This window comes from Streptomyces sp. GbtcB7 (assembly GCF_019091445.1).
Classification (GTDB): domain Bacteria; phylum Actinomycetota; class Actinomycetes; order Streptomycetales; family Streptomycetaceae; genus Streptomyces; species Streptomyces mirabilis.
The window spans coordinates 156,031-168,248 of sequence record NZ_JAGXJM010000003.1 but is presented as its reverse complement, the minus strand read 5'-3'; the positions used below and the strand labels follow the sequence as shown (position 1 = coordinate 168,248).

Annotated in this window: 10 protein-coding genes; 9 read left to right on the top strand and 1 reads right to left on the bottom strand. The window is 69.6% G+C overall.

The features are described from left to right. Nucleotides 1-91: 91 nt before the first annotated feature. The 3 genes from KVT44_RS06050 (at nt 92) to rpsD (ending at nt 3,058) form a co-directional block, all read left to right on the top strand. Nucleotides 92-727: a vitamin K epoxide reductase family protein gene (locus KVT44_RS06050; protein ID WP_099923771.1), complete on the top strand. Its 636-nt coding sequence runs from the start codon at nt 92-94 to the stop codon at nt 725-727. A 44-nt stretch (nt 728-771) separates the two neighbouring features. Next, nucleotides 772-2,127, top strand: a complete 1,356-nt coding sequence (locus KVT44_RS06045) for a replication-associated recombination protein A (protein WP_217566335.1) — start codon at nt 772-774, stop codon at nt 2,125-2,127. A gap of 316 nt (nt 2,128-2,443) precedes the next feature. Continuing rightward, the gene (gene rpsD / locus KVT44_RS06040; protein WP_054233962.1) at nt 2,444-3,058 is read left to right on the top strand and encodes a 30S ribosomal protein S4; all 615 of its coding nucleotides are present in this window, start codon (nt 2,444-2,446) and stop codon (nt 3,056-3,058) included. 33 nt (nt 3,059-3,091) lie between these two features. On the opposite strand, the gene KVT44_RS06035 is transcribed toward rpsD, so the two are convergent. Further along, nucleotides 3,092-5,251 carry an AAA family ATPase gene (locus tag KVT44_RS06035; RefSeq protein ID WP_217566334.1) on the bottom strand — a complete coding sequence of 720 codons (2,160 nt, stop codon included), beginning with the start codon at nt 5,249-5,251 and terminating at the stop codon, nt 3,092-3,094. A gap of 203 nt (nt 5,252-5,454) precedes the next feature. Between KVT44_RS06035 and KVT44_RS06030 the strand changes: the two genes are divergently transcribed. The 6 genes from KVT44_RS06030 (at nt 5,455) to KVT44_RS06005 (ending at nt 12,155) form a co-directional block, all read left to right on the top strand. Then, nucleotides 5,455-5,898 (top strand): DUF948 domain-containing protein, encoded by a 444-nt coding sequence (locus tag KVT44_RS06030; RefSeq protein WP_075027554.1) that lies wholly within the window; start codon nt 5,455-5,457, stop codon nt 5,896-5,898. 7 nt (nt 5,899-5,905) lie between these two features. Next, the gene (locus KVT44_RS06025; RefSeq protein ID WP_095855786.1) at nt 5,906-6,250 is read left to right on the top strand and encodes a DUF6167 family protein; all 345 of its coding nucleotides are present in this window, start codon (nt 5,906-5,908) and stop codon (nt 6,248-6,250) included. Next, nucleotides 6,250-8,922: an alanine--tRNA ligase gene (gene alaS, locus KVT44_RS06020; RefSeq protein WP_190169785.1), complete on the top strand. Its 2,673-nt coding sequence runs from the start codon at nt 6,250-6,252 to the stop codon at nt 8,920-8,922. Before KVT44_RS06025 ends, alaS begins: the two co-directional genes overlap by 1 nt. Nucleotides 8,923-8,960: 38 nt before the next feature. Further along, complete coding sequence (gene ruvX / locus KVT44_RS06015; protein WP_054233989.1) at nt 8,961-9,425, top strand: Holliday junction resolvase RuvX; 465 nt, start codon at nt 8,961-8,963, stop codon at nt 9,423-9,425. A 122-nt stretch (nt 9,426-9,547) separates the two neighbouring features. After that, nucleotides 9,548-11,335 carry an endolytic transglycosylase MltG gene (gene mltG / locus KVT44_RS06010; protein WP_217566333.1) on the top strand — a complete coding sequence of 596 codons (1,788 nt, stop codon included), beginning with the start codon at nt 9,548-9,550 and terminating at the stop codon, nt 11,333-11,335. Continuing rightward, nucleotides 11,316-12,155 carry a shikimate dehydrogenase gene (locus tag KVT44_RS06005; RefSeq protein WP_217566332.1) on the top strand — a complete coding sequence of 280 codons (840 nt, stop codon included), beginning with the start codon at nt 11,316-11,318 and terminating at the stop codon, nt 12,153-12,155. Before mltG ends, KVT44_RS06005 begins: the two co-directional genes overlap by 20 nt. Nucleotides 12,156-12,218: the final 63 nt, after the last annotated feature.

Here is a 12,218-nt window from a genome sequence, read left to right as displayed (position 1 = left end):
CCTCCTTATGTCCATCGAACGGTGGACACACATGTGGGTGCGGCACAATGTCGGTTGCCCGCAGGCCCTTCGAGACTACGGAAACGGCGTGATGAGCAAGACGACAGTCAAGGACGTCTCCATCGACCAGGAACGCTCCGACGGTCCCCGGACGGTCGGCGGCAGCCGTGCGCTCGCCGTGCTGCTCGTGATCACCGGTGCGGCCGGTCTGCTCGCCGCGTGGGTCATCACGATCGACAAGTTCAAGCTGCTGGAGAACCCGAACTTCGTGCCGGGGTGCAGCCTGAACCCGGTCGTCTCCTGCGGCAACATCATGAAGAGCAAGCAGGCCGCGGCCTTCGGGTTCCCCAACCCGATGCTCGGTCTCGTCGCGTACGGCATCGTGATCTGCGTCGGGATGAGCCTGCTCGCGAGGGCCACCTACCCGCGCTGGTACTGGCTGACCTTCAACGCCGGCACCCTCTTCGGCGTCGGATTCTGCACCTGGCTGCAGTTCCAGTCGCTGTACCGGATCAACTCGCTGTGCCTGTGGTGCTCGCTGGCCTGGGTCGCCACGATCATCATGTTCTGGTACGTGACCTCGTCGAACATCCGCAACGACTTCCTGCCCGCCCCGCGCTGGCTGAAGAGCTTCTTCGGCGAGTTCACCTGGGTCCTGCCCGTCGTGCACATCGGGATCATCGGGATGCTGATCCTGACCCGCTGGTGGGACTTCTGGACCGGCTGACAGCCCTGCGGGGATTGTCAGTGGCGTGACATAGGGTTTTGGACGTGGAGCCCGACCTGTTCACCGCCGCAGCAGAAGAACGCCAGGAGAAGGACCCGTCCAGCAGCCCCCTGGCCGTACGGATGCGCCCGCGTACCCTCGACGAGGTCGTGGGCCAGCAGCATCTGCTGAAGCCGGGCTCACCCCTGCGCAGACTCGTCGGCGAGGGCAACGGCGGTCCGGCCGGACCGTCCTCGGTGATCCTCTGGGGCCCGCCCGGCACCGGCAAGACGACCCTCGCGTACGTCGTCTCCAAGGCCACCAACAAGCGCTTCGTGGAGCTTTCCGCGATCACCGCGGGCGTCAAGGAAGTCCGCGCGGTCATCGACGGCGCCCGCCGCGCCACCGGCGGCTTCGGCAAGGAGACCGTCCTCTTCCTGGACGAGATCCACCGCTTCAGCAAGGCCCAGCAGGACTCCCTGCTCCCGGCCGTCGAGAACCGCTGGGTGACGTTGATCGCCGCCACGACCGAGAACCCGTACTTCTCGGTGATCTCCCCGCTCCTGTCCCGCTCCCTCCTCCTCACCCTCGAACCGCTCACCGACGACGACCTGCGCGGCCTGCTGCGCCGGGCACTCACCGACGAGCGCGGCCTCAAGGAGGCCGTCACCCTCCCCGAGGACACCGAGCGGCACCTGCTGCGCATCGCCGGGGGAGACGCCCGCCGCGCCCTGACCGCCCTGGAGGCCGCCGCCGGCGCGGCGCTCGACAAGGGCGAGCCGGAGATCAACCTCCAGACCCTGGAGGAGACCGTCGACCGCGCCGCCGTGACGTACGACCGCGACGGCGACCAGCACTACGACGTGGCGAGCGCCCTCATCAAGTCCATCCGCGGCTCCGACGTGGACGCCGCGCTGCACTACCTGGCCCGGATGATCGAGGCAGGCGAGGACCCCCGCTTCATCGCCCGCCGCCTGATGATCTCCGCCAGCGAGGACATCGGCCTCGCCGACCCGAACGCGCTGCCGATAGCCGTGGCCGCCGCCCAGGCCGTCGCCATGATCGGCTTCCCCGAGGCCGCGCTGACCCTCAGCCACGCCACCATCGCCCTCGCCCTGGCCCCGAAGTCCAACGCCGCGACCATGGCCATCGGCGCCGCGATGGAGGACGTACGCAAGGGGCACGCGGGCCCGGTGCCGATGCACCTGCGAGACGGGCACTACAAGGGCGCGGCCAAGCTCGGGCACGCCCAGGGGTATGTGTATCCGCACGACCTGCCCGAAGGCATCGCCGCCCAGCAGTACGCCCCGGAAGAGCTCAAGGACCGGGAGTACTACACACCGACCCGGCACGGCGCCGAGGCGCGCTACGCGGACGCGGTGGAGTGGACCAGGAAGCACCTCGGTAGAGGGCGGTCCTGACCACCCTGTATCATGACGCGAAGCGCTGCGTCCCGTGTCCGGCTCCGGTCGGCACCACCAGAACGGGACATCCAGCCGGAGCCCCTGCCTTCACGGAGGGATTCCAGGAGCGTCGCGCACCGTCGAAGGTGTCGCGGGCAGCCCACCACCACCCGGTCTCCGGGAACGGTCGGTGGGCCACTCGCGTGCTGCACGTATGTGCCCAGACCCAGGAGCGGCTGCCCAGCAGGTCCCCCCGAGGACCCGCGGGGTTTCCCGGGCTGCGGATTGCGACCTCCCTTAACTCTGGTGAGCCGAAATCACGGAAAGAGAAAAAGTGGCGAATCAGTCCCGCCCCAAGGTCAAGAAGTCGCGTGCCCTCGGCATCGCGCTGACCCCGAAGGCCGTCAAGTACTTCGAGGCCCGCCCCTACCCGCCGGGCGAGCACGGCCGCGGCCGCAAGCAGAACTCGGACTACAAGGTCCGTCTGCTCGAGAAGCAGCGTCTGCGCGCGCAGTACGACGTGTCCGAGCGTCAGCTCGTCCGCGCCTACGAGCGTGCCTCCAAGGTCCAGGGCAAGACCGGTGAGGCCCTGATCATCGAGCTCGAGCGCCGTCTCGACGCGCTGGTCCTGCGTTCGGGCATCGCCCGCACGATCTACCAGGCCCGCCAGATGGTCGTGCACGGCCACATCGAGGTCAACGGCCAGAAGGTCGACAAGCCGTCCTTCCGCGTCCGTCCCGACGATGTCGTGATGGTCCGCGAGCGCAGCCGCAGCAAGACGCTGTTCGAGGTCTCCCGCGCCGGTGGCTTCGCCCCCGACGGCGAGACCCCGCGCTACCTCCAGGTGAACCTCCCGGCCCTGGCGTTCCGCCTGGACCGTGAGCCGAACCGCAAGGAGATCCCGGTGATCTGCGACGAGCAGCTCGTCGTCGAGTACTACGCCCGCTGATCGTCTTCCAGCGGACGTAGCACCACCTGCGCGTCAGCCCGTCGTCTCCCCGCCCTTCGAGGTGGGCGAGACGGCGGGCTTCCGCGTGTCCGGGGGCAGCCCGCGCGGCGAGGGCACCGCACCCAGCGGCCGGGGACCGGGCCGCCGCAGTGCCCGCGCCACCGCCGCCTCCCGCCCGAGCCGAGACCCCGCCCGTACGCACTCCTCGTACCGCTCGTCGCCCAGCCGCCGCCGGGCCCCGGCCTCGCACCGCTCGTGCGGCACGTTGTAGTACGCCGAGCCGAACAGGGGCAGGCCCACCGAGGGCCACTGCCGGGCCGCCGCGCCCTGCAGCAGCGCGGCCTCGGCCGGATCGCCCTCCGCCTCCGTGACCAGCGCCAGCAGCTCGATCGCGAGGACCGTGCCGAGCAGGTCGTGGAAGGCGTGCCCGATGTCCAGGCTCTGTTCCAGGAGATCTCGGGCGCGCCCCGGATCGCCCGCGGTCTGGGCCTCGTACGCCAGCACATACAGCGCGTAGGCGAGCGCCCAGCGCTCCCCGTGGTCCTCGCAGACCCGGCGGACGTCCTCGCACAGCCGCACCGCGCCCGGCAGATCGCCCCGGAACGCCAGCGCCATCGCCAGCTCCACCTGGGCCATCAGCACGTTGCTGTTGAGCTCGCCGATCGCGTGGTAGCGGTCGAGCGCCGAGCGCAGCAGGGTTTCCGCGCGTGCCATGTCGTCGCCGACCAGCGCCAGACAGCCGGTGCGGTGCTCGGCGTAGGCGATCGCGGTGGGGTTGTCGGTGCGTTCGGCCTCCTCGCGGCACTCCTGGAGCGCGGTGAGAGCGGACACCATGTCGCCCTGGAGGATCGCCACGTAGCCGAGCACCCACAGGGCCTTGAGCCGCGACTGGTCGCGGTCGCTGTCGAGCTCCACCCCGCGCTCCAGCCAGTGCCGCCCCTCCGCCAGCCGGCCGCAGCCGACCCAGTAGAACCACAGGCTGCCCGCGAGGTACTGGCCCAGATGCGTCTCGCCCGGCTCGGTCAGGCTGTACTCCAGGGCGCAGCGCAGATTCGGCAGCTCCGTCTCGACGCGCGCGGCCACCTCGCCCTGCCGTGGCGAGAACCAGTCCAGCTCGCACCAGGTGGCCAGGCCCATGTACCAGTCGCGGTGGCGGCGGCGCAGCCGGCTCGCGTCGCCCGCCGCCACGAGCCAGTCCGCGCCGTACGCCCGCACCGTGTCCAGCATCCGGTAGCGCAGGCCGGCCGCCGTCTCCTCGCGCGCCAGCACCGACTGCGCGAGCAGCTCGCCCAGCACGTCGAGGACGTCGTCGGCGTGCAGTCCGTCACCGCTGCACACGTACTCGACGGCCTCCAGGTCGAACGGTCCGGCGAACACCGAGAGCCGCGACCACAGCAGCCGCTCCTCGGGCGTGCACAGCTCATGGCTCCAGCCGATCGCCGTCCGCAGCGTCTGGTGGCGTGGCAGGGCGTCACGCCCGCCGCCGGTGAGCAGCCGGAAGCGGTCGTCGAGCCGGGACAGCAGCTGCCCGGGGGAGAGGGCGCTCAGTCGGCCGGCGGCCAGCTCGACGGCGAGCGGGATCCCGTCCAGGCATCGGCACAGCTCCAGGACGTCCGCCCGGTTGCCGTCGTCCAGCGCGAACCCGGGCACCCGGGCCGCCGCCCGGTCGGTGAACAGCTCCGCGGCCTCCCGCTCGGGCAGCGGGGCCAGTGGGAAGCGCAGCTCGCCCTCGACCTCCAGCGGCCTGCGGCCCACGGCGAGCACCCGCAGCCCCGGCGCATGCCGCAGCAGCTCGCCCACCAGCGCGGCGCACGCGTCCACCAGATGCTCGAACCCGTCCACGACCAGCAGGAGTTGACGCTCGGCGAGATGGTCGAGGAGCAGCGCGCGGGGCGGCCTCGACGTCTGGTCCGTCAGAGCGAGGGCCTCCACGAGCGCGTACGCGACGAGATCCGGATCGCGCACGGAGGCCAGTTCCACCCGCCATGATCCGTCGCGCGGCCGGGTGTGTGCCGCGGCCCGGGCCGCGAGGCGTGACTTGCCCACGCCGCCCATGCCCGTCACCGTCACCAGCCGGGCCTGCCCCAGCGCCTCCGCCAGCCGTGCGAGTTCGGCCGTGCGCCCCACGAACGCGTTGAGTTCCAGGGGCAGATTGCCGGGTGCGGACCGGTCGGAGCACTCAGAAGCTCGCATGGGACACGGAGCGTACTGACCCGTAAGCGGTCCGTACAATCGCTTCGCGCAACTCCGGGCCCGGCAGCCGGTAATGCGGTACGGAGCGGCGGCCCCGGCGCGATAGGCTCGGGGGACGACTTTTTGATGTTCAGACACGATGTCCAGGCAGGTATCAGACACGGTGTCCGGGCATGTACTGGCAGGCACGTACTAGGGAGCGGGTGCGAACAGTGTCCGGTGGAGAGGTGGCCGGGATCCTGGTGGCCGTCTTCTGGGCGATCCTGGTCTCGTTCCTCGCCGTCGCACTGGCGAGGCTGGCCCAGACGCTCAGGGCGACGACCAAGCTCGTGGCGGACGTGACCGACCAGGCTGTCCCGCTGCTGGCCGATGCCTCCGCGGCGGTGCGTTCCGCGCAGACCCAGATCGACCGGGTCGACGCCATCGCGTCGGACGTCCAGGAGGTCACCTCGAACGCGTCGGCGCTCTCCACGACCGTCGCGTCCACCTTCGGCGGCCCGCTGGTGAAGGTCGCGGCGTTCGGCTACGGCGTCCGCCGGGCCATCGGCGGCCGCAAGGACAATGTGCCCCCCAAGGCCTCCCGTCGTACCGTGATCGTGGGCCGCACCGTCCCGTCCGCGCGACGGGGAAAGCGGAAGAAGGACTGACGCAGCGATGTTCCGCCGTACGTTCTGGTTCACCGCCGGCGCAGCCGCGGGTGTGTGGGCCACCACCAAGGTCAACCGCAAGCTTAAGCAGCTGACCCCCGAGAGCCTCGCGGCCCAGGCCGCGAACAAGGCGATCGAGGCCGGGCACCGGCTCAAGGACTTCGCGCTCGACGTCCGCGACGGCATGGCCGAGCGGGAGGCCGAACTCGACGAGGCACTCGGGCTCGATCGCCACCCCGAGCTGCCCGCGCCCCGGCGTGTCGCGGCGATCGAGAACAGTCCGAAACACAGCAAGAACCCGACGTACGTCGAGAGGTCGACGTACTCGTACAACCGGAATGAGGACCACTGATGGAGTCGGCCGAGATTCGCCGCCGCTGGTTGAGCTTCTACGAGGAGCGCGGTCACACTGTCGTTCCCTCGGCGTCGCTCATCGCGGACGACCCGACTCTGCTCCTGGTCCCCGCGGGCATGGTGCCCTTCAAGCCGTACTTCCTCGGTGAGGTCAAGCCGCCGTGGTCGCGCGCCACCAGCGTGCAGAAGTGCGTGCGTACGCCCGACATCGAAGAGGTCGGCAAGACCACCCGGCACGGCACGTTCTTCCAGATGTGCGGCAACTTCTCCTTCGGTGACTACTTCAAGGAAGGCGCGATCACCTACGCCTGGGAGCTGCTCACCTCGCCCCAGGACAAGGGTGGTTACGGGCTCGACCCCGAGCGTCTGTGGATCACGGTCTACCTCGACGACGACGAGGCCGAGTCCATCTGGCGCGACAAGATCGGTGTCCCGGCCGAGCGCATCCAGCGCCTGGGCAAGAAGGACAACTACTGGTCCATGGGCGTTCCGGGTCCCTGCGGCCCGTGTTCCGAGATCAACTACGACCGCGGCCCCGAGTTCGGAGTCGAGGGCGGCCCGGCCGTCAACGACGAGCGGTACGTGGAGATCTGGAACCTGGTCTTCATGCAGTACGAGCGCGGTGAGGGCACCTCGAAGGAGGACTTCGAGATCCTCGGCGAGCTGCCCAGCAAGAACATCGACACCGGCCTCGGCATGGAACGTCTCGCCATGATTCTGCAGGGCGTGCAGAACATGTACGAGATCGACACCTCCATGGCCGTCATCAAGAAGGCCACCGAGCTGACGGGCGTCGAGTACGGCGCCGCCCACGACTCCGACGTCTCGCTGCGCGTGGTCACCGACCACATGCGCACCTCCGTGATGCTCATCGGCGACGGCGTGAGCCCCGGCAACGAGGGCCGCGGCTACGTCCTGCGCCGCATCATGCGCCGCGCCATCCGCAACATGCGGCTGCTCGGCGCCACCGGTCCGGTCGTCAAGGACCTCATCGACGTCGTGATCGAGATGATGGGCCAGCAGTACCCGGAGCTTGTCACCGACCGGCAGCGCATCGAGACCGTGGCCCTCGCCGAGGAAGCCGCCTTCCTCAAGACGCTGAAGGCCGGCACGAACATCCTCGACACGGCCATCACGGACACCAAGGAGTCCGGCGGCACGGTGCTCGCCGGCGACAAGGCCTTCCTGCTCCACGACACCTGGGGCTTCCCGATCGACCTCACCCTCGAAATGGCCGCCGAGCAGGGCCTTTCGGTGGACGAGGACGGCTTCCGGCGTCTGATGAAGGAGCAGCGGGACAAGGCCAAGGCCGACGCCCGGGCCAAGAAGACGGGCCACGCCGACCTCGGCGCCTACCGTCAGATCGCGGACGCCGCCGGTGAGACCGAGTTCATCGGCTACGACCGGACCGACGGCGAGTCGCGCATCGTCGGCATCCTGGTCGACGGTGTCTCCTCGCCCGCCGCCACCGAGGGCGACGAGGTCGAGATCGTCCTCGACCGCACCCCGTTCTACGCCGAGGGCGGCGGCCAGATCGGTGACACCGGCCGCATCAAGGTCGACACCGGGGCCGTCATCGAGATCCGCGACTGCCAGAAGCCCGTCCCGGGTGTGTACGTCCACAAGGGCGTCGTCCAGGTCGGCGAGGTCACCGTCGGTGCCCAGGCCCAGGCCACCATCGACTCCCGTCGCCGGACGGCGATCGCCCGCGCCCACTCGGCCACGCACCTCACCCACCAGGCCCTGCGCGACGCCCTCGGCCCGACGGCCGCCCAGGCCGGTTCCGAGAACCAGCCCGGCCGCTTCCGCTTCGACTTCGGTTCCCCCTCGGCCGTTCCGACGACCGTCATGACCGACGTCGAGCAGAAGATCAACGAGGTGCTCGCCCGCGACCTGGACGTGCACGCCGAGATCCTGAGCCTCGACGAGGCCAAGAAGCAGGGCGCCATCGCCGAGTTCGGCGAGAAGTACGGCGAGCGCGTCCGCGTCGTGACCATCGGCGACTTCTCCAAGGAGCTGTGCGGCGGCACGCATGTGCACAACACCTCCCAGCTCGGCCTGGTCAAGCTGCTCGGCGAGTCCTCGATCGGCTCCGGCGTACGGCGTATCGAGGCGTTGGTGGGCGTCGACGCCTACAACTTCCTCGCCCGCGAGCACACGGTCGTCGCCCAGCTCCAGGAGCTGATCAAGGGTCGTCCCGAGGAGCTCCCGGAGAAGGTCTCCACCATGCTCGGCAAGCTGAAGGACGCCGAGAAGGAGATCGAGAAGTTCCGCGCGGAGAAGGTCCTGCAGGCCGCCGCCGGTCTCGTGGAGTCCGCCAAGGACGTCCGCGGTGTGGCGCTGGTCACCGGCCAGGTCCCGGACGGCACGAGCGCCGACGACCTGCGCAAGCTGGTCCTCGACGTGCGTGGCCGCATCCAGGGCGGACGGGCCGCCGTGGTGGCCCTGTTCACCACCGCCGGTGGCAAGCCGCTCACGGTCATCGCCACCAACGAGGCCGCCCGCGAGCGTGGCCTCAAGGCCGGTGACCTGGTCCGTACGGCCGCCAAGACCCTCGGCGGCGGCGGTGGCGGCAAGCCGGACGTCGCCCAGGGCGGCGGCCAGAACCCGGCCGCCATCGGCGAGGCCGTCGACGCGGTCGAGCGGCTCGTCGCCGAGACGGCCAAGTGAGCACGGACGATCAGCAGCGGAGCGGGGACGGCCGGGGCATGCGCCGCGGCCGTCGGCTCGCGATCGACGTCGGGGACGCCCGGATCGGGGTCGCCTCGTGCGACCCCGACGGGATCCTCGCGACTCCGGTCGAGACCGTGCCGGGGCGCGATGTCCCGGCCGCTCAGCGCCGGTTGAAGCAACTCGTCGAGGAGTACGAGCCGATCGAGGTCGTCGTCGGGCTCCCTCGCTCCCTCAAGGGGGGCGAGGGTCCCGCCGCCGTGAAGGTGCGCGCCTTCGCCCAGGAGCTGGCCCGGGCGATCGCGCCCGTCGGCGTCCGGCTCCTCGACGAGAGGATGACCACAGTGACGGCCAGTCAGGGTCTACGCGCGTCGGGCGTGAAGTCCAAAAAGGGCAGGTCCGTCATCGATCAGGCGGCCGCCGTCATCATCCTGCAGCAGGCTCTGGAGTCCGAACGGGCGTCAGGGAACGCACCGGGTGAGGGCGTCGAAGTGGTCATCTGATCGCGATACGGTAACGTTCCGCGCGATGTGGTGGTGTTCGAACAGCTACCGCACAGCGAAGAGGCGGACGGGAGCCGAGCCACCAGCGACAGCAGCCACCGCCTCGCGGCTCTAGGGGATCGATGACTGAGTATGGCCGGGGCGCAGGCTCCGAACCGTGGAATCCGGAGGACCCGTTGTACGGGGACGGCGGATGGGGAGGACAGGCCGCCGACGGCCAGTCCCCCTACGGCGGCCAGCCGCAGCACTACCCGCAGCAGCCGCAGCAGCAGTCCCAGTACGGCGAGTGGAGCCCCGACCAGCAGGGCGGCTACGGCCAGGAGCAGCAGTACGGCGCCCAGAACCAGCAGCAGTACGAGGGCCAGGACGGGCAGCAGTATCACGACCAGGGCCGGCAGCACTTCCACGGTCAGGGGCAGCAGCAGTACCCGCAGCAGTACCCCGGCCAGGAGCAGCAGCAGTACGTCGATCAGGGTCAGCAGCAGTACAACGGACAGAACCAGCAGCAGTACCACGACGGTGGCTGGGACAACGGGACGCAGCACCAGGTCACCTACGCCGCCGACCCGAACGATCCGTACGCGAACCAGGCCGCCGGGTACACCGGTGAGCAGCCCGACTTCTACGGCACTCCCGACGCGTATCCGCCGCCGGAGCCGCCCGCCCGTCGCCGCGCCGAGCCCGAACCGGAGATCGACTGGGATCCGGGACCCGATCAGGGCGAACACGCCTTCTTCGCGGGCGGCGACGACGATGACGACCTCGACGACGACGATCCGAAGGCCGGCCGCGGCGACCGGAAGGGCCGCGGCGGCAAGGGCGACAAGGGCAAGAAGCGCCGCAGTGGCTGCGCCTGCCTGGTCGTGGTGATGGTGTTCGGCGGCGGTATCGCCGGTGTCGGATATTTCGGGTATCAGTTCTACCAAAATCGTTTCGGCCCGGCTCCGGACTTCGCGGGCGAAGGCAGTGGCCAGGTCACGGTCGAGATCCCCAAGGGCGCGGGTGGCCTCGCGATCGCACGGGTGCTGAAGGAGAACGGCGTCGTCAAGAGCATCGACGCCTTCGTGTCCGCGCAGCAGAACAACCCCAACGGGAACAGCATCCAGGCGGGCGCGTATGTGCTGAGGAAGGGCATGTCGGCTGCCAGCGCGGTCAAGCTGATGCTCGATCCCAAGAGCCAGAACAACGTGATCGTCGCCCCTGGGCAGCGCAATGTCGTTGTCTATCAGGCGATCGACAAGAAGCTCGATCTCGCGGACGGCACCACCGGGAAGATCGCCAAGAAGGAGTACAAGACCTTCGGACTTCCCAGCTGGGCGAACGACAGCAAGGACATAAAGGATCCGCTGGAAGGATTCCTCTACCCGGCGACCTATCCCGCCGCCAAGGGCATGAAGCCCGAGGCGATCCTGAAGCAGATGGTGACGCAGGCCAAGGAGAAGTACGCGGCGTACAACCTCACGGCCAAGGCCAAGGAACTGAACCTGCAGGACCCGCTCCAGGTCGTCACGGTCGCGAGCCTCGTCCAGGCCGAGGGCAAGACGCACGACGACTTCCGCAAGATGGCCGAGGTGGTCTACAACCGCCTCAAGTTGACGAACACGGAGACCAACAGGCTGCTCCAGTTCGACTCGACCTTCAATTACCTGAAGGGCCAGAGCAACATCCACATCAGCGAGTCCGAGATCAACAGCAACAAGGACCCGTACAACACCTATACGCGCAAGGGTCTGCCGCCCGGACCGATCGGCAACCCCGGTGACGACGCGATCAAGGCGACGCTGAACCCGACCAGCGACGGCTGGATCTATTTCGTGGCGACCGACGGCCAGAGCAACACCGAATTCGCCAAGACCTATGCGGAATTCCAGAAGCTCAAGGACAAGTTCAATGAGAGCTCGGGCAACTGACGCCCGAAGGGCCGCGGTACTCGGCTCCCCGATCGCCCACTCCCTCTCCCCGGTGCTGCACCGCACCGCGTACCGGGAGCTGGGACTCGGCGACTGGTCCTACGACCGTTTCGAGATCGACGAGGAGGCGCTGCCGGGCTTCTTCGGGGACCTCGGTCCCGAGTGGGCGGGTCTGTCGCTGACCATGCCGCTCAAGCGGGCCGTCATCCCGCTCCTCGACGAGGTGAGCGAGACGGCGGCCTCGGTCGAGGCAGTCAACACGGTCGTGTTCACCGAGGACGGCCGTCGCGTCGGCGACAACACCGACATCCCCGGGATGGTCGCCGCGCTGCGCGAGCGCGGGATCGAGCAGGTGGACTCCGCCGCGATCCTCGGCGCGGGCGCCACCGCCTCCTCCGCGCTGGCCGCGCTCGCCCGGATCTGCACCGGCGAGGTCGTCGCCTACGTCCGCAGCGCGGAGCGGGCCGCCGAGATGCGGCAGTGGGGCGAGCGGCTCGACGTGGAGGTCCGTACGGAGGACTGGGCGCACGCCGCGCAGGCCCTGCGCGCCCCGCTCGTGATCGCCACCACCCCTGCGGGTACGACGGACGCCCTGTCCGCCGCGGTCCCGGAACGGCCCGCGACGCTCTTCGACGTGCTGTACGACCCGTGGCCCACCGACCTCGCGGCCCGCTGGTCCGGCTACGGCGGCGCCGTGGTCAGCGGACTCGACCTGCTCGTGCACCAGGCGGTGCTCCAGGTTGAGCAGATGACTGGACGCGCCCCGGCGCCCCTCGACGCCATGCGGAAGGCGGGCGAGCAGGCCCTCGCGAGCCGCTGAGCACCGCCGCGGCGGCCCGGGCGTCGTCCCGCCTGATGGACCTGCGGCGGGGCACCGCGCCCG